Raw genomic sequence first — 16,167 nt, 5'->3', positions numbered from 1 at the left:
GGATAAAAATCGGCTTTTGAAGCTAATAAATATCCGCTTATCGAAAAATGTTCAAAGTTTACCGATAACAATCGAGTTTATTGTTACAGCCGCTCCTCCAGAACCTTTGCCAACATATGAGATCACCTTGAGCCCCCGTACATCCGACTGTTCCCTCAGATGCTTGAGGGCCGCGTGCTGGGCCTGCAACTCGACGGCCGCGTAATTGCTCCGACAGATTTTCAGCACAAAGCGGCCCCGGTCGCTGTCAATTCGGTAGTTGAGGTCTTGCCGGCAGCCGAGGGACTGCAACGCCCCACCGAGGCCGTAATGCTGCTCAAGTAACCGTGCTGCAGACCCCGGCCCGACGTGCGGGCATGGCTGACCGGCACGATGAATCAACGTGGCGAGCAACATGTGACGACCCCTGGTGTCTTTATCAGGCGCTTATATCGCCATTGTTAACGGGGGGTTATGCAACCCCTGCAAATGCGGTGTTTCGGCACGCAAATTGCCATCACCCCTTGCGCCGTCTCGCGCCACAACTCAAGCTATGCTCCATTCGCTTAATGTCCGTCTAAGGAAAAGGGCTTCCGACATGCGCATTCTTATCACCGGCGGCGCCGGATTCATCGGTTCCGCTCTGATCCGGCACCTGATTCAACACACCGAGCACGAAGTGCTCAACCTGGACAAACTCACCTATGCAGGCAACCTCGAGTCGCTGACCAGCGTCGCGAACAACAGCCGCTATGAGTTCGTCCAGGCCGACATCATCGACCAGGCCACCGTCAGCGCCGTGCTGGCGCGCTTTGAGCCCGACGCGATCATGCACCTGGCGGCCGAGTCCCATGTGGACCGTTCCATCGACGGCCCATCGGATTTTATCCAGACCAACATCGTTGGCACCTACAGCTTGCTGGAGGCTGCGCGCGGCTATTGGCAGAAGCTGGAAGAGCCGGCCAAAAGCGCCTTCCGCTTCCACCACATTTCCACCGATGAAGTGTATGGCGACCTGCATGGCGTCGATGACCTGTTCACCGAAACCACGCCTTACGCGCCCAGCTCGCCGTACTCCGCGAGCAAGGCCGCGTCCGATCACCTGGTACGCGCCTGGCAGCGCACTTATGGCCTGCCGGTATTGCTGACCAACTGCTCGAACAACTACGGGCCGTTCCACTTCCCCGAGAAGCTGATCCCGCTGGTGATCCTCAATGCCCTGGCCGGTAAACCGTTGCCGGTATATGGCGATGGCCTGCAAGTGCGCGACTGGTTGTTCGTCGAAGACCACGCCCGCGCGCTGTTCAAAGTGGTGACTGAAGGTGTGGTAGGCGAGACCTACAACATCGGCGGCCATAACGAGCAGAAGAATATCGACGTGGTGCGCAGCATCTGCGGCCTGTTGGAAGAGCTGGCCCCTCAGCGTCCGGCCGGCGTTGAAAAATTTACCGACCTGATCACCTTCGTCAAGGATCGTCCGGGCCACGACCAGCGCTACGCGATCGATGCCAGCAAGATCGAACGCGAACTGGGCTGGGTGCCTGAAGAAACCTTTGAAACCGGCCTGCGCAAAACCGTGCAGTGGTACCTCGATAATCTGGAATGGTGCCGCAGGGTCCAGGACGGCAGTTATCAGGGCGAACGATTGGGCAACACTGACGTTAAGGATTTGATCGCATGATGAAGGGAATCGTATTGGCCGGTGGCTCCGGCACTCGTTTGCACCCTATTACCTTGGGCGTATCCAAGCAGCTGTTGCCGGTGTATGACAAGCCGATGATCTACTATCCGATCTCGGTGCTGATGCTGGCCGGGATCAAGGACATTCTGCTGATTTCCACCCCGGTGGACTTGCCGCAATACCGCAATCTGTTGGGCGACGGCAGCCAGTTTGGTGTGCGCTTCACCTATGCAGAGCAGCCGTCCCCGGACGGCCTGGCCCAGGCGTTTTTGATTGGCGAAGAGTTTATCGGTGATGATCCGGTGTGCTTGATCCTGGGCGACAACATCTTCCACGGCCAACACTTCGGCGACCAACTGCGCACGGCTGCTGAGCGCCCGTCCGGTGCCACGGTGTTCGGTTACTGGGTCAAGGATCCAGAGCGTTTCGGCGTGATTGATTTCGACAGCGAGGGCCGCGCGCTTTCCATCGAGGAAAAACCCGCCAAGCCGAAGTCGAGCTACGCGGTGACCGGCCTGTATTTCTACGACAACGACGTGATCAAGATCGCCAAGGCGGTCAAGCCATCGCCACGTGGCGAATTGGAGATCACCGACGTCAACAACGCTTACCTCCAGCGCGGTGACCTGCATGTGGAACGCTTCGGCCGTGGCTTTGCCTGGCTCGACACCGGCACCCACGACAGCCTGCTGGAAGCCTCGACGTACGTGCAGACCATCGAGCACCGCCAAGGTCTGAAAGTGGCGTGCCTGGAAGAAATCGCTTACGAGAACGGCTGGATCGACCGTGATCACCTGCTGGAACGGGCCAAATATTTTGGCAAAACCGGCTATGGTCAATACTTGTTCACTCTCGCTGGAGAAACTAAATGAATGTAACCGCCACTGAACTGCCCGGTGTCTTGATCATCGAGCCGAAGGTTTTTGGCGATGAGCGCGGCTTTTTCTATGAAAGTTTCAACGCTCGGGCTTTCGCCCAGGCGACTGGTTTGCAACAAGAGTTCGTGCAGGACAACCACTCGCGCTCGCAAAAAGGTGTGCTGCGTGGCCTGCACTATCAGGTTGAGCACGCCCAGGGCAAACTGGTGCGTGTAACCGCTGGTGAAGTGCTGGACGTGGCGGTGGATATCCGCCGCAGCTCACCGAACTTCGGTAAATGGGCGAGCGCACGCTTGTCCGCCGAGAATAATCGCCAGCTGTGGATTCCACCGGGATTTGCCCATGGTTTTGTGGTGCTCAGCGACTACGCCGAGTTCCTTTATAAAACTACGGATTACTACACGCCCTCGGCAGAACGGTGCATTCGCTGGGACGATCAGGACCTCAACATCGACTGGCAACTGATCGGCACGCCGACCTTGTCCGCCAAGGACCAGAACGGTAAAAGCCTGAAAGAAGCCGACCTGTTCCCATGACCGCGCCCCTGAAAATCCTCATCAGCGGCCAACACGGCCAGGTCTCCCGGGAGCTGCAACAGCGCCTCCAGGGCCTGGGCGAGTTGATCGTGCTGGGCCGAGACCAGCTGGACCTGACCCATCCCGAGCAGATCCGCCAGCAAGTGCAGGCCCATCGCCCCGGCCTGATCATCAATGCCGCCGCCCACACGGCGGTGGATCAAGCCGAGAGCGAACCGGACGTGGCCTTCGCCATCAACGCCACCGCGCCCGGCGTTTTCGCCGAGGAAGCCAAGGCACTGGGCATCCCGCTGATCCACTACTCCACCGACTATGTATTCGACGGCAGCAAGGCTGTGCCCTACAACGAGGGCGACGCCACCCACCCGCTGGGCGTCTACGGCGCAAGCAAGCTGGCCGGTGAACAGGCGATCGCCGCAGTCGGCGGTGAACACCTGATTCTGCGCACCAGTTGGGTCTACTCGACCCACGGCAAGAACTTCCTGCTGACCATGCAGCGCTTGCTGCAGGAAAAGCCGCAGATGCGCATCGTCGCCGACCAGATCGGCGCGCCAACCTGGGCCGGGACCATCGCCAACAGCACCCGTGCCTTGATCGAACGCTGGCAAGCAGGCCAGGCCGGGGACTGGGGTGTCTATCATCTGACCGCCCAAGGCGAGACCTCGTGGTTTGGTTTTGCCCAGGCCATCGGCGAGCAACTGCGGGCCAGCGGCCGTGCCTGCGCCGAGCTGGAACCGATTCCGTCCAGCGCCTATCCGACCCCGGCCAAGCGACCGTTGAACTCGCGCCTCGATTGCAGCCGCCTGCAACAGCAGTGGCACGTCTCGCAACCGCAGTGGCACGACGCATTGCGCGAGTGTCTTGCCGAGCAGCACTAGGCATAATGCGCTTGTACCCACAGGCGCATGACTCCCATGACTCCACCCCTTCCACGAAGACCCCGCTGGCGCAGCCTGGCGTTGCTGGCGCTGTGCCTGGCACCGTTGTTGTGGCCGCTGGAGCACCTGGCCGAGCGTTATTACCGCAGCGAACTGGCCGGTCAGAACCGTCAGACGCTGGACCTGTACGTCGCCAACCTGCTGGGCACCCTGCACCGCTACGAAGTGTTGCCACAAATTCTCGGCGACCTGCCGGCCCTGCGCACCGCCATCGATGCGCCCCAGGTCAGCACCAACCTGGTCAACGCCAACCACCTGCTCAAGGACGTCGCCGCCCAGGCCGGGGTGGAAGTGATGTACCTGATGGACACCACCGGCAAGACCCTCGCCGCGTCCAACTGGGACAAGCAGGACAGCTTCGTCGGGCGTAATTTTTCCTTTCGCCCGTACTTCAGCGAAGCCATGGCCGGGCGCCTGGGACGCTTCTTCGGACTGGGTACCACCTCGGCCAAGCGCGGCTACTTCTTCGCCGCCGCCGTGCGCAATGGCGACAGGATCATCGGCGTGCTGGTGGTCAAGGTCGACCTGGACCACACCGAAAGCCTGTGGGGCAACACACCGGAACAACTGCTGGTGACCGACCATAACGGCGTGGTGATCCTCACCTCGCGCCCGCAATGGCGATTCCGCGCCACCCGGCCGCTGACGGACGAAGAACGCCGCGCCATCATCGCCATCCAGCCCTATCCGACCCGCGACCCGCAGCCGCTGAGCCTCAGCCCGACGGCGTGGGTGCGCCAATCCACGGACATCGCCGAAACCGGCTGGAAAGTCGAGATTCTCGCGCCCCGTACCTTGATCAGCCGCCCGGTGCGTACCGTGGTCGCGGTGGGTGGCGCCGCCCTGCTGGTGCTGATGCTGTTGCTCGGCCTGATAATGCAGCGCCGTCGTCACTACCTGGAACGCATCGCCTTCGAAGCCAAGGCCCGTCGCGAGCTGGAGATGCGCGTGATCGAGCGGACCAGCGACCTGGAAGGCCTCAACCGGCGCTTGAAACAGGAAGTGCTGGAACGTGAACATGCCCAGCAGGAACTGGTGCGCGCCCAGGATGACTTGGTGCAGGCCGGCAAATTGTCGGCGCTGGGTACCATGTCGGCGAGTATCAGCCATGAACTCAACCAGCCCCTGGCGGCGATTCGCAGCTACGCGGAAAACGCCGGGATCCTGCTGGACCACCAACGCACCGACGACGCCCGTGGCAACCTCAAGCTGATCAGCGAGTTGACCGGGCGCATGGCCTCGATCATCGCCCACTTGCGCGCCTTCGCCCGACGCGACCGCCACGCACCGGAAAGTGTGGCCCTGCAACCGGCCCTGGACGATGCCCTGGCGCTGCTGGCCAAGCGCAGGCGGTCCATGGAAGTCGAGTTGATCCGCGATTTGCCCGAAGCCACCTTGTGGGTCGCAGCCGGCGAAACCCGCCTGCGCCAGGTGCTGGGCAACCTACTGGCCAACGCTTTGGACGCCCTGACCGAAAAAGGCCCGCCGCGCAAACTCTGGTTGAGTGCCCAAACCACCGAACAGGGCGTCAACCTGTACATTCGCGACAACGGCCCGGGGTTCTGTATGGAAGCCTTGGGCCGCGCCAGCGAGCCCTTCTACACCACCAAGACCCGCACCCAGGGCCTGGGGTTGGGCCTGGCGATCTGCGACACCCTGATGCGCGCCTTTGGCGGTGAACTGTTGTTCGCCAACCACAAGGAAGGCGGCGCGCTGTTAACCTTGAAACTGCGCGCCGGAGCACCGGGTGTCAGTCTGCAACCGTCCGAGGACCGCAGTGTATGAGTATCGATAACCAGATTCAGGTGGTGTTGATCGACGATGATCCACACCTGCGTCAGGCCCTGTGCCAGACCCTGGACCTGGCCGGGCTGAAGGTCCTGACTCTCGGCGAAGCCCAAGGCTTGACCGCGCGCCTGTCCCGGGACTGGCCGGGGGTTGTGGTGAGCGACATCCGCATGCCCGGCATGGACGGCCTGGAACTGTTGAGGGAGCTCCACGCCCAGGACCCGGAACTGCCGGTGCTGCTGATTACCGGCCACGGCGACGTGCCACTGGCGGTGCAAGCGATGCGTACCGGCGCCTATGACTTCCTGGAAAAACCTTTCGCCAGCGACGCCCTGCTCGACAGCGTGCGCCGTGCCTTGGCCTTGCGCCGTTTGGTGCTGGACAACCGCAGCCTGCGCCTGGCCTTGAGCGACCGCCAACAATTGAGCACCCGCTTGGTGGGGCACTCCCCGCAAATGCTGCGCCTGCGCGAACAGATTGGTGCTTTGGCGGCGACCAAGGCTGACGTGTTGATCCTCGGCGAGACCGGCGCCGGCAAAGAGGTGGTGGCCCGTGCGCTGCACGATCTGTCGAACCGGCGCACCGGCCCGTTTGTGGCGATCAACGCCGGCGCACTGGCCGAGTCGGTGGTGGAAAGCGAGTTGTTTGGCCATGAGCCAGGTGCCTTCACCGGCGCCCAGAAGCGGCGCATCGGCAAATTCGAATTCGCCAATGGCGGCACGCTGTTTCTCGACGAAATCGAAAGCATGAGCCTGGATGTGCAGGTCAAGCTGCTGCGACTGTTGCAGGAGCGCGTGGTGGAACGTCTTGGCGGCAATCAGCTGATCCCGCTGGATATCCGCATCATCGCCGCCACCAAGGAAGACCTGCGCCAAGCTGCCGACCAGGGGCGATTCCGGGCCGACTTGTATTACCGCCTCAACGTCGCGCCGCTGCGCATTCCGCCGCTGCGTGAGCGGGGCGAGGATGCGTTGATGCTGTTCCAGCACTTTGCCGACGAAGCCAGCACCCGCCATGGGCTACCGATGAAAGAGCTGCAACCGGGGCAACGCGCGCTGCTGTTGCGTCACAGCTGGCCGGGCAATGTGCGCGAGCTGCAAAACGCCGCCGAGCGTTTCGCCCTGGGCCTTGAGCTGGCGCTGGACAGCACCTCGGACAGCCCTTCAGCCAGTCTCCTGACCAGCACGCCCGGGGGGTTGAGCGAACAGGTTGAGCAGTTTGAAAAAAGCCTGATCGCCGCAGAGCTGGCACGCACCCACAACTCCATGCGCAGTCTTGCCGAAGCCCTCGGTGTGCCGCGTAAAACCCTGCACGACAAACTGCGCAAGCACGGACTGAATTTCGCTGACAGCGGCAACAGTCACGCTGACGACGAATGACCCTTTTCCACCTGCCACGAGGCCACCATGAGTCGCGATAGCCGTTACCTGGAGTCGATCCTTCACCACGACATTCCCTTGACCCGGGAAATGGGCCTCAAGGTTATCGACTGGCAGGACCGGCGACTGCAACTGCACTTGCCGCTGGACGCCAACATCAACCACAAGAGCACCATGTTTGGTGGCAGCCTGTATTGCGGCGCCGTGCTTGCGGGTTGGGGTTGGTTGCATTTGCAGTTGCGTGAGGAAGGGATCGAAGACGGGCACATCGTGATTCAGGAAGGGCAGATCAGTTATCCGCTGCCGGTGAGTACCGATGCGACGGCGATTTGCCCGGCACCTGATGAGAAGGTGTGGAAGCGGTTTTTGGCGACCTATAAGCGTTATGGTCGGGCGCGCCTGGCGCTGGAGACGTGGATCGTCAATGAGGGCAGTGAAGAGCGGGCCGTGACCTTTATCGGGCAGTACGTTCTGCACACATAATAAATGTGGGAGCGGGCTTGCTCGCGAATGCAATCTGTCAGTTGATACATCTGGCACTGAAAGACCGCTTTCGCGAGCAAGCCCGCTCCCACAATTTTGATCGATGTTGTGTTTAAGACCGGGCCAGGGTCAGCAACCGCTCACGCCACTCCGCCTTGGCCGGAAGAGCCAGAAAAAATGGATTCAGTAGCGACTCCCGCGCCGGATAGCTGAACGGCTGCCCATTCAATTCCAGCACCTCACCACCCGCCCCTTCCAGTACGCCCTGTGCCGCAGCGGTGTCCCACTGCGAGGTCGGCGCCAGACGCGGGTAGCAATCGGCGCTGCCTTCGGCCAACAGGCAAAACTTCAATGAACTGCCGATATTCGCCAGCTTCAACTCACCCAATCCGGCGCTCAAGCCAGCGAGCAAGCGGTCCTGTTCAGGGCTCGTGTGGCGACGACTGGCAACCACGGTAAACGCTTCACCCGTCGCCGGTGTCTGGCGCACCTGGATTTGCTTGGGCGCAGCGCCCACATCGGAACGCCAGGCACCCAGACCGGCACCACCGAAGTAGCACCGACCGCTGGTGGGCATCGACACTACGCCGAACACCACGCGGCCTTTTTCGATCAGGGCGATGTTGACGGTGAACTCCTCGCTGCCGGAGATGAATTCCTTGGTGCCATCCAGCGGGTCCACCAGCCACCAGCGCTGCCAACCGGCACGCACGCTCTGGTCAATGTCGGCGTCTTCCTCCGAGAGCACCGGAATGCTCGGGTCCAGGGCAGTAAGCCCGGCGAGGATCAAGTGATGGGCAGCCAGATCGGCGGCGGTGACCGGTGAATCATCGGTCTTGGTGGTCACGGCAACATCGGCGCGCCAATACGGCAGGATGACTTCACCGGCCTGGCGGGCCAATTCGATCACGGGGGCAATAAACGGGTGACCCAGGAACAGTTCGCTCATGGCTGGAACGCCCCGCGTTGAGTCAACAGGTCGCGCACCAGATACAGCGCCGCCAAGGCACGGCCCTCGCTGAACTGCTCGTTCTGCGCCAACTGCGAGAGCTCCCGCAGGTTGACCCGGTCGACACGCATGGGCTCCGGCTCGTCGCCTTCCAGGCGTTCTTCATACAGTTCGGTGGCCAGCACCACCTGGATTTTCTGGCTCATGTAGCCGGGGGACAGCGACAGCTCGGTGATGTGTTCCAACTGTCGGGCGCCAAAACCGGCTTCTTCCTTGAGCTCACGGTCTGCTGCCGCCAACACGTCTTCGCCCGGTTCGATCAAGCCCTTGGGCAGTGACAGCTCATACTCGTCGGTGCCGCCGCAATATTCTTCGATCAGCAACGCATGGTCCGAGTCAATCATCGCCACGATCATCACCGCGCCATAACCGGCCCCCCGGCCCACCAGGCGCTCGTAGGTCCGCTCCACGCCATTGGAAAAGCGCAATTGCACTTCCTCCACGCGGAACAAACGGCTACTGGCGACTATTTCGCGGGCGAGGACGGTGGGTTTCTGGCGCATGAGCGGCTCCTTGGCGTGATCGGGTTACTATACCGTGGCTTTTCCGATTGTCTGTGTCGGATATCTTTTCTTACATGAGTGATCTTTATGCCTCCATTGCCCTGGCACGCCATCGACACCGTCCTGCTGGACATGGACGGCACCTTGCTCGACCTGCACTTCGACAACCATTTCTGGATGGAGCACCTGCCCCAGCGCTATGCCGAGTTGCATGGTGTGAGCCGGGCCATGGCCGAGATGGAGTTGCAACCACTGTTCGAGCGTAACGCCGGACAGTTGCAATGGTATTGCCTGGATTTCTGGAGCGCCGAACTCAAGATCCCGGTGCGCGAACTCAAGCTGGAAACCGCGCACCTGATCGCCTTGCGCCCGGATGCCGATACGTTCCTGGCGGCGATCAAACAGGCCGGCAAGCGGGTGATCCTGATCACCAACGCCCATCGGGATTCGCTGTCGTTGAAGCTGGAACGCATCGAGTTGGCGCCTTATTTCGAGCGACTGATCAGTTCCCACGACTATGGTTTTGCCAAGGAAAACCCACAGTTCTGGGACGCCCTGCACGCCGACATCGCCTTCGACCCGGCCCGCAGCCTGTTTATCGATGACACCTTGCCGATCCTGCGCAGCGCTCGGGACTTTGGCGTGGGGCACTTGCTGGCGGTGAAGGAACCGGACAGCCGGAAGGGGCCCAAGGACACGGCGGAGTTTGCAGCGGTTGGGGATTACCGGGAATTGATCGTAGGTTTGTAACAACGCTGAATATCCAATGTGGGAGCGGGCTTGCTCGCGAAAGCGGTGGATCAGTCAATATATTCAGTGGCTGACACACCGCATTCGCGAGCAAGCCCGCTCCCACATTGGGTCCGCGTATTACTCAGGAATACGCAGCGTCTGCCCTGGGTAGATTTTGTCCGGATGGGACAGCAGCGGCTTGTTGGCCTCGAAGATTTTGTTGTACTGGTTGGCGTTGCCATACACCGCCAGCGAAATCGCACTCAGGGTGTCGCCCTTTTTCACCACTACAAAGCGGGCGGCAGCGACAACCGGACCGGAAACAGTGATCTGGTCATCAACACTCGCAACGCCGGCGATGTTGCCCAGCGCCAGCAATATCTTCTCTTTCTCTTCCTGGCTGGCGACTTCACCTGTCACGGTCACCTTGTCACCGTCGACGGAGGTTTGCACATTGGGGTTACCCAACCCGACCTTGGCCACGTGATCCTTTAACTGCTCGCTCGCGTTGGCATTACCCGGCGTCAACAGATCAATCAGCTTCTCGCCCGCTTCCTTAACAAAGCTAAAAATACTCATGGTGCGCTCTCCTTGGGATTTAATTTCCAGATGCCAAAGACTAGACCAGTCCTACAGAATTGGGTTCCAGCCTGACCAAAGACCCAAACACGCTAGAATCCCACCGCATTGGAATAAGCCCGGAGCGAAGATGGACATCAAACAGCTGAAATTCCTCATCGCCCTCGACGAAACCCGTCACTTTGGCCAAGCGGCGGCGCGCTGCCACATTACCCAGCCGACCCTGTCGATGCGCCTGCGCAGCCTGGAAGAAGAGCTGCAGCTGCCGCTGGTCAATCGCGGCCAGCGCTTCGAAGGCTTTACCGCCCCCGGCGAACGCGTGCTGGCCTGGGCGCGCACGGTGCTGGCGGCCTACGACGGTTTGCAGGCCGAGGCGGCGGCGTGTCGCGGCAATCTGGTGGGCACGTTGCGCCTGGGGGTGGTGCCGTTGTCGAGTTTCGATCCACTGGCATTGATGCAGAAGCTGCACAAGGAACACCCGAGCCTGCGCTTTGAGTTGTCCGCGTTAAGCTCCGAGCAAATCCTCGAACAACTGGCGAGCAACCGCCTGGACCTCGGCGTGTCGTACCTCGAACGCCTGGACGCCGAGCGTTTCGACTCCCTGGCCCTAGGCGAAACCCGCATGGGCCTGCTGTACGACCAACGGTTCTTCAGCTTCGGTGACAAGCCCCTGAGCTGGGAAGCGCTGATCGAACTGCCGTTGGGCATGCTCACCAGCGGCATGCACTTTCGCCAGTCCATCGACCACAACTTCCACAGCCGTGGCCTCAACCCGCAGCCGCTGTTGCAGACCGATGCCGTCCATCAATTGTTACAAGCTGTGCACGGCGGCCTGTGTTGCGCGGTGATGCCACTGGACGGCGGCCTCGATGCCCTCACCGAGCACCTGCGCCTGCAACCCATTGAAGACGCTCACACGCTGGCTCGCCTCGGGCTGATCATGCGCCGCAGTGCGCCCCGCTCGGCGCTGGCGGAAGCGTGTTTTGCGCTGTACCAGAAATCGCTGCTGGAGCCTTGATCGACAGCATCTATCGGTAGATCAGTACTGACGATTAGACGCGACCCTTTGTCGCGCCTAGTCTTACAGCTGAATACTTCCGGTGGTAATGCCCAATGAACGCCCAGCGCCCAGTTTGCGCGGCGCCCGCCCTCGAAACGCCCGCGCCCGCCGCCAGCCAGAGCTACCAGTTTTGTAATCTCGAACACACCGAATCGGCCAGCACCGCGCTCGCCGAGGAAGTGGCGTTGGCGATTGCCTATAACGACATCAGCCAGGCGGTGATGCTGGTGACGCCAACTGACCTTGAAGACTTCATTGTCGGCTTCAGCATCGGTAGCGGCATCATCGAAGACGTTAGCGACATTTATGACCTGAAAATCAGCGGTTCGGGCTCGACCCAATACGCTCAGGTGCAGATTTCCAGCCGCGCCTTCTGGAATATGAAGCAGCAGCGCCGGCAACTGGCTGGCACCAGCGGCTGTGGACTGTGCGGCGTAGAAGCCGTGGAGCAAGCGCTGCCCGACCTCAAGGTGCTGCCCGGCGCGCCCCTGCCGCCCGCCGAATGGCTGGATGGCCTGCGCCAACGCATCAGCGCGTTTCAACCGCTGGGCCAGTACAGCGGCGCAGTGCATGCGGCAGTCTTCATGAACAATCAGGGCGAATTGCTGCTGGGCCGTGAAGACATCGGCCGGCATAACGCCCTCGACAAGCTGATCGGCGCGTTGATTCGCCAAAAGATCCCGACCGACGGCGGCCTGGCGATTGTCACCAGTCGCTGCAGCCTCGAACTGATCCAGAAAGTATTGCGCGCTGGCATCCAGACCTTGGTCAGCCTGTCGTCACCCACCGGCCTGGCCTTGCAATGGGCCCGCCGGCACAACCTCAATCTCATCCACCTGCCGCAGAAAAGTGCGCCGCGGGTCTATAGCCCTGCGATGGAGAATCAAGCGTGAGCACTCATCATCAAGCCGACGACAAACCCACCCCGCGCTACAAGCCCTACAAAGGCCCGGCGGGTGGCTGGGGCGCCCTGATCAGCGTGGCGCAAGCCTGGCTGACCAGCGACAACGCGCTGAAAAACATCCGCATGATGCTCAAGACCAACCAGAACGGCGGCTTCGACTGCCCGGGCTGCGCTTGGGGTGATTCGCCGGAAAGCGGCATGGTCAAGTTCTGCGAGAACGGCGCCAAGGCAGTCAACTGGGAAGCCACCAAGCGTCGGGTCGACGCGGCCTTCTTCGCCAAGCACAGCGTCAGCGCGCTGCTGGAGCAGAGCGACTACTGGCTGGAATATCAGGGCCGCCTGACCGAGCCGATGAGCTACGACGCCGAAACCGACCGTTACAAGCCCATCAGCTGGGAATCGGCTTTCGACCTGATCGGCAAGCACCTCAATGCGCTGCCAAACCCGGACATGGCCGAGTTCTATACCTCGGGCCGGGCCAGCAACGAGGCGGCTTATCTGTATCAACTGTTCGTGCGTGCCTACGGCACCAACAACTTCCCGGACTGCTCGAACATGTGCCACGAAGCCAGCGGCGTCGCCCTGGCGCAAAGCGTGGGCGTGGGCAAAGGCACCGTAACCTTCGATGACTTCGAGCATGCAGACGCGATTTTCGTCTGGGGCCAGAACCCCGGCACCAACCACCCACGCATGCTGGAGCCACTGCGCGAAGCGGTAAAACGCGGCGCCCAGGTGGTGTGCATCAACCCGCTGAAAGAGCGTGGCCTGGAACGTTTCCAGCACCCGCAACACCCGCTGGAAATGCTCACCAACGGTGACAAGCCAACCAACACCGCCTACTTCCGCCCGGCGCTGGGTGGCGACATGGCCATTCTACGGGGCATGGCCAAATTCCTGCTGCTGTGGGAACGCCAGGCCCAGGCCGAAGGCAAAGAGGCCGTGTTCGACCACGACTTCCTTAATGAACACACCGCCAACGTGCTGGATTACCTGGGCAAGATCGACGACACCTCATGGGATGAGATCGTCGAGCAGTCCGGCCTGACCCTGGTGGAGATCGAGCAAGCGGCGCGCATGTACGCCAAAGGCAAGAACGTGATCATGTGCTGGGCGATGGGCATCACCCAACATCGCCACTCGGTGCCGACCATCCAGGAAATCGCCAACCTGATGCTGCTGCGCGGCAACATCGGCCGCCCGGGCGCAGGCCTGTGCCCGGTGCGTGGCCACAGTAACGTGCAGGGCGACCGCACCATGGGCATCAACGAACGGCCACCGGTGGCGTTCCTCGACTCCCTGGAGCGTCGCTTCCAGTTCCAGGTACCGCGGGACAATGGCCACAACGTGGTGGAAGCAATTCACGCCATGCTCGAAGGCCGCTCCAAGGTATTTATCGGCCTGGGTGGCAACTTTGCCCAAGCCACGCCGGACAGCCCGCGCACCTTTGAAGCACTGCGCAATTGCGACCTGACCGTGCAGATCAGCACCAAGCTCAACCGCAGCCACCTGATGCACGGCAAGGACGCGTTGATCCTGCCATGCCTGGGCCGTACCGACATCGACATCCAGGCCGAAGGCCCGCAAGCGGTGACCGTGGAAGATTCCTTCAGCATGGTCCATGCCTCCAACGGCCAGCTGCAGCCATTGTCGAAACAGATGAAATCCGAGCCTGCGATTCTGGCGGGCATTGCCGCCGCTACATTGGGCAGTAAGCCGGTGGACTGGAACTGGCTGGTGGCCGATTACGACCGCATTCGCGACCTGATCGCCGACACCATTCCAGGCTTCAAGGACTTCAACGAACGCCTGAAAAACCCGGGCGGTTTCTACCTGGGCAACTCGGCCGGTGCACGTCGCTGGAACACCCCGTCGGGCCGTGCCAACTTCCGCCCGAATATCCTGCCCAAGGACCTGGTGCACGAACGCACCCGCAACACCGGGCAATTGCCAGACCTGATCATGCAGTCGATGCGCTCCCACGATCAGTACAACACCACGATTTATGGCCTGGACGACCGCTATCGCGGGGTCAAGGGCCAGCGGGATGTGTTGTTCGTCAACGAAGCCGACATCATCCGCCTGGGCTTCAAGCCGGGGCAGAAGGCCGATATCGTGTCGATCTGGGATGACGGCCGTGAGCGCCGGGTGAAGGGCTTTACCTTGCTGGCGTTTGATATTCCGGCGGGCCAGGCTGCGGCTTATTACCCGGAAGTGAATCCGCTGGTGCCGCTGGAAAGCACTGGGGATGGCAGCCATACGCCAACCTCGAAGTTTGTGGCGATCCGCCTGGAAGCAGCGAGTGCAACCGGCTTGATCATGGCGAAGTCGGCCTAAGCGACACCTCATTGTGGCGAGGGAGCTTGCTCCCGTTCGGGTGCGTAGCGCCCGTAGAAATTTTGCGGCCGCTGCGCAACCCAACGGGAGCAAGCTCCCTCGCCACAGACAGCACCCGAGTTTTTTACAGGCACAAAAAAGGCCGCTTTTGCATAAAAGCGGCCGTTCCGAAGTAACTAAAGACTCGCAAATACAACTTAAGTTCCCCATAAAAAACAGCAACTTAGAGAATTGTATACAACTCATACCACTGGTCGGGTTTCGATTGTCACCGTCTCGATACAACCTCAGGATCGCGCCGTCATCCTCTTGAGGTTCCTCTATGAAGTTCTCCTCGATTCTCTTGTTGTCCCTTGGCCTGGTCAGTGGCGCAGCCATGGCCGGTGGCACCACCGAAGCCGGTGTGGGCGGCGCATTGGGCGGGGTTCTAGGTTCGGTCGTAGGTCAGCAACTGGGCGGTAACACCGGTTCAGCCATCGGTGCGGCTCTTGGCGGCGCAGGCGGCAGTGCGGTCGGCGCAGACAAGCGCAGCCGCGGCGAAGCTGCCATTGGCGGCGCATTGGGCGCAGCCGGCGGTAACGTTGTAGGCCGCAGTGTCGGCGGCAGCACCGGCAGCCTGATCGGCGCAGCCGCCGGCGGTGGCGCTGGTGGCGCGCTGGGCAACTACATGGGCAACAAGAGCGATGACGATGATCGTCGTTACCGTGGGCGCGATAACCGCCGCTATGACCGCGACGACCATCGCGGGCGCGGCCATGCTTATGGGCATCGCAACAAGCATCACAATCGCCACCGCTAAGACTGGAAATACCTTCCGGAAAACGTAGCAAAATAGTGTGGGAGCTGGCTAGCCTGCGATGCAGTCGCCTCGGTGTATCAGCCAAATCGCGGCGATGCTATCGCAGGCAAGCCAGCTCCCACATAAGCGGCGTTAAGCCACCAAGCGCTGCAAGGCACCTCGCAGCGCTTCTGGAATCCTCACCGGCTGGTTCGACGCCCGATCCACAAACACATGCACAAACCTCCCCGCAGCACAGGCGTCCTCTTCGCCCGCCTTGAACACCGCCAACTCATACTGCACCGAACTGTTGCCCAGCTTGCCCACCCGCAGGCCGATCTCGATGCGGTCCGGAAAGGCGATCGAGGCGAAGTAGTCGCACGCCGAACTCACCACGAATCCCACCACCTCGCCGTCATGAATATCCAACCCGCCCTGCTCGATCAGGTAGGTATTCACCGCCGTGTCGAAGAAGCTGTAGTAGGTGACATTATTCACGTGGCCATATACATCGTTGTCGTGCCAGCGCGTGATGATTGGCTGGAAGTGGCGATAATCGGCGCGCTGTGGCATTGAGTCGGACATGGAAAGATCTCGGTCAGTGAA

General features: G+C 61.2%; 16 protein-coding genes and 1 pseudogene. 12 read left to right on the top strand and 5 right to left on the bottom strand.

The genetic code is table 11. The features are described 5' to 3' along the window. Nucleotides 1-120 precede the first annotated feature (120 nt). Nucleotides 121-396, bottom strand: a pseudogene (locus tag K0H47_RS04795) (phosphotransferase); the annotation flags it as partial. A 181-nt stretch (nt 397-577) separates the two neighbouring features. On the opposite strand from K0H47_RS04795, the gene rfbB reads away from it, so the two are divergent. Genes rfbB through K0H47_RS04760 form a run of 7 tightly spaced genes read left to right on the top strand, consistent with a single transcriptional unit; the run spans nt 578 to nt 7,662 of the window. After that, nucleotides 578-1,660 carry a dTDP-glucose 4,6-dehydratase gene (rfbB, locus tag K0H47_RS04790; RefSeq protein ID WP_093202813.1) on the top strand — a complete coding sequence of 361 codons (1,083 nt, stop codon included), beginning with the start codon at nt 578-580 and terminating at the stop codon, nt 1,658-1,660. Continuing rightward, nucleotides 1,657-2,532 (top strand): glucose-1-phosphate thymidylyltransferase RfbA, encoded by an 876-nt coding sequence (gene rfbA, locus K0H47_RS04785; protein WP_093202817.1) that lies wholly within the window; start codon nt 1,657-1,659, stop codon nt 2,530-2,532. The genes rfbB and rfbA overlap by 4 nt, the downstream gene beginning before the upstream one ends. Then, a complete protein-coding gene (gene rfbC, locus K0H47_RS04780; RefSeq protein WP_177025828.1) occupies nt 2,529-3,074 on the top strand; it encodes a dTDP-4-dehydrorhamnose 3,5-epimerase in 546 nt (181 codons plus the stop codon). Before rfbA ends, rfbC begins: the two co-directional genes overlap by 4 nt. Further along, nucleotides 3,071-3,952 (top strand): dTDP-4-dehydrorhamnose reductase, encoded by an 882-nt coding sequence (gene rfbD / locus K0H47_RS04775; RefSeq protein WP_177025827.1) that lies wholly within the window; start codon nt 3,071-3,073, stop codon nt 3,950-3,952. The genes rfbC and rfbD overlap by 4 nt, the downstream gene beginning before the upstream one ends. A 36-nt stretch (nt 3,953-3,988) precedes the next feature. After that, the gene (locus K0H47_RS04770) at nt 3,989-5,797 is read left to right on the top strand and encodes an ATP-binding protein (RefSeq protein WP_063033573.1); all 1,809 of its coding nucleotides are present in this window, start codon (nt 3,989-3,991) and stop codon (nt 5,795-5,797) included. Then, entirely contained in the window at nt 5,794-7,179 is a 1,386-nt protein-coding gene (locus K0H47_RS04765; RefSeq protein WP_063033574.1) for a sigma-54 dependent transcriptional regulator, read from the top strand. Before K0H47_RS04770 ends, K0H47_RS04765 begins: the two co-directional genes overlap by 4 nt. Nucleotides 7,180-7,206: 27 nt before the next feature. Next, the gene (locus K0H47_RS04760; protein ID WP_219272078.1) at nt 7,207-7,662 is read left to right on the top strand and encodes a YiiD C-terminal domain-containing protein; all 456 of its coding nucleotides are present in this window, start codon (nt 7,207-7,209) and stop codon (nt 7,660-7,662) included. 112 nt (nt 7,663-7,774) lie between these two features. On the opposite strand, the gene cysQ is transcribed toward K0H47_RS04760, so the two are convergent. Together cysQ and nudE are read right to left on the bottom strand one after the other, a co-directional pair. Beyond that, on the bottom strand, nt 7,775-8,611 hold the full coding sequence (gene cysQ / locus K0H47_RS04755) for a 3'(2'),5'-bisphosphate nucleotidase CysQ (protein ID WP_017478129.1): 837 nt from the start codon (nt 8,609-8,611) through the stop codon (nt 7,775-7,777). Beyond that, on the bottom strand, nt 8,608-9,174 hold the full coding sequence (gene nudE, locus K0H47_RS04750; RefSeq protein ID WP_003213218.1) for an ADP compounds hydrolase NudE: 567 nt from the start codon (nt 9,172-9,174) through the stop codon (nt 8,608-8,610). The genes cysQ and nudE overlap by 4 nt, the downstream gene beginning before the upstream one ends. An 87-nt stretch (nt 9,175-9,261) precedes the next feature. On the opposite strand from nudE, the gene yrfG reads away from it, so the two are divergent. Next, nucleotides 9,262-9,924, top strand: a complete 663-nt coding sequence (gene yrfG / locus K0H47_RS04745; protein ID WP_010168969.1) for a GMP/IMP nucleotidase — start codon at nt 9,262-9,264, stop codon at nt 9,922-9,924. A gap of 120 nt (nt 9,925-10,044) precedes the next feature. Here the strand turns inward: yrfG and lysM are convergent, their stop codons facing one another. Then, nucleotides 10,045-10,485, bottom strand: a complete 441-nt coding sequence (lysM, locus tag K0H47_RS04740; protein ID WP_177071060.1) for a peptidoglycan-binding protein LysM — start codon at nt 10,483-10,485, stop codon at nt 10,045-10,047. 130 nt (nt 10,486-10,615) lie between these two features. Here lysM and K0H47_RS04735 point away from each other — a divergent pair, with 130 nt between their 5' ends. The 4 genes from K0H47_RS04735 to K0H47_RS04720 all read left to right on the top strand — a co-directional run bounded on the left by K0H47_RS04735 (nt 10,616) and on the right by K0H47_RS04720 (nt 15,582). Next, nucleotides 10,616-11,503 (top strand): LysR family transcriptional regulator, encoded by an 888-nt coding sequence (locus tag K0H47_RS04735; protein WP_017478126.1) that lies wholly within the window; start codon nt 10,616-10,618, stop codon nt 11,501-11,503. A gap of 95 nt (nt 11,504-11,598) precedes the next feature. Continuing rightward, the gene (gene fdhD / locus K0H47_RS04730; protein WP_017478125.1) at nt 11,599-12,438 is read left to right on the top strand and encodes a formate dehydrogenase accessory sulfurtransferase FdhD; all 840 of its coding nucleotides are present in this window, start codon (nt 11,599-11,601) and stop codon (nt 12,436-12,438) included. Further along, nucleotides 12,435-14,783 carry an FdhF/YdeP family oxidoreductase gene (locus tag K0H47_RS04725; RefSeq protein ID WP_063033578.1) on the top strand — a complete coding sequence of 783 codons (2,349 nt, stop codon included), beginning with the start codon at nt 12,435-12,437 and terminating at the stop codon, nt 14,781-14,783. Before fdhD ends, K0H47_RS04725 begins: the two co-directional genes overlap by 4 nt. A gap of 322 nt (nt 14,784-15,105) precedes the next feature. Next, entirely contained in the window at nt 15,106-15,582 is a 477-nt protein-coding gene (locus tag K0H47_RS04720) for a glycine zipper domain-containing protein (protein WP_017478123.1), read from the top strand. A gap of 132 nt (nt 15,583-15,714) precedes the next feature. Here K0H47_RS04720 and K0H47_RS04715 read toward each other — a convergent pair whose 3' ends face one another. After that, nucleotides 15,715-16,146 carry a thioesterase family protein gene (locus tag K0H47_RS04715; RefSeq protein WP_219272076.1) on the bottom strand — a complete coding sequence of 144 codons (432 nt, stop codon included), beginning with the start codon at nt 16,144-16,146 and terminating at the stop codon, nt 15,715-15,717. Nucleotides 16,147-16,167 lie beyond the last annotated feature (21 nt).

Source organism: Pseudomonas sp. Xaverov 83, from assembly GCF_019352905.1.
In the GTDB taxonomy this organism is placed as follows: Bacteria; Pseudomonadota; Gammaproteobacteria; order Pseudomonadales; family Pseudomonadaceae; genus Aquipseudomonas; species Aquipseudomonas yamanorum.
The sequence above is the reverse complement of the archived record's forward strand: the minus strand, read 5'-3'. Positions and strand labels throughout refer to the sequence as shown.

What these genes read in the sequence shown, in the direction of transcription:
- rfbB (WP_093202813.1), top strand. Translation starts at nt 578, where the DNA reads ATGCGCATTCTTATCACCGGCGGCGCCGGATTCATCGGTTCCGCTCTG.
- rfbA (WP_093202817.1), top strand. Translation starts at nt 1,657, where the DNA reads ATGATGAAGGGAATCGTATTGGCCGGTGGCTCCGGCACTCGTTTGCAC.
- rfbC (WP_177025828.1), top strand. Translation starts at nt 2,529, where the DNA reads ATGAATGTAACCGCCACTGAACTGCCCGGTGTCTTGATCATCGAGCCG.
- rfbD (WP_177025827.1), top strand. Translation starts at nt 3,071, where the DNA reads ATGACCGCGCCCCTGAAAATCCTCATCAGCGGCCAACACGGCCAGGTC.
- K0H47_RS04770 (WP_063033573.1), top strand. Translation starts at nt 3,989, where the DNA reads ATGACTCCACCCCTTCCACGAAGACCCCGCTGGCGCAGCCTGGCGTTG.
- K0H47_RS04765 (WP_063033574.1), top strand. Translation starts at nt 5,794, where the DNA reads ATGAGTATCGATAACCAGATTCAGGTGGTGTTGATCGACGATGATCCA.
- K0H47_RS04760 (WP_219272078.1), top strand. Translation starts at nt 7,207, where the DNA reads ATGAGTCGCGATAGCCGTTACCTGGAGTCGATCCTTCACCACGACATT.
- cysQ (WP_017478129.1), bottom strand. Translation starts at nt 8,611, where the DNA reads ATGAGCGAACTGTTCCTGGGTCACCCGTTTATTGCCCCCGTGATCGAA.
- nudE (WP_003213218.1), bottom strand. Translation starts at nt 9,174, where the DNA reads ATGCGCCAGAAACCCACCGTCCTCGCCCGCGAAATAGTCGCCAGTAGC.
- yrfG (WP_010168969.1), top strand. Translation starts at nt 9,262, where the DNA reads ATGCCTCCATTGCCCTGGCACGCCATCGACACCGTCCTGCTGGACATG.
- lysM (WP_177071060.1), bottom strand. Translation starts at nt 10,485, where the DNA reads ATGAGTATTTTTAGCTTTGTTAAGGAAGCGGGCGAGAAGCTGATTGAT.
- K0H47_RS04735 (WP_017478126.1), top strand. Translation starts at nt 10,616, where the DNA reads ATGGACATCAAACAGCTGAAATTCCTCATCGCCCTCGACGAAACCCGT.
- fdhD (WP_017478125.1), top strand. Translation starts at nt 11,599, where the DNA reads ATGAACGCCCAGCGCCCAGTTTGCGCGGCGCCCGCCCTCGAAACGCCC.
- K0H47_RS04720 (WP_017478123.1), top strand. Translation starts at nt 15,106, where the DNA reads ATGAAGTTCTCCTCGATTCTCTTGTTGTCCCTTGGCCTGGTCAGTGGC.
- K0H47_RS04715 (WP_219272076.1), bottom strand. Translation starts at nt 16,146, where the DNA reads ATGTCCGACTCAATGCCACAGCGCGCCGATTATCGCCACTTCCAGCCA.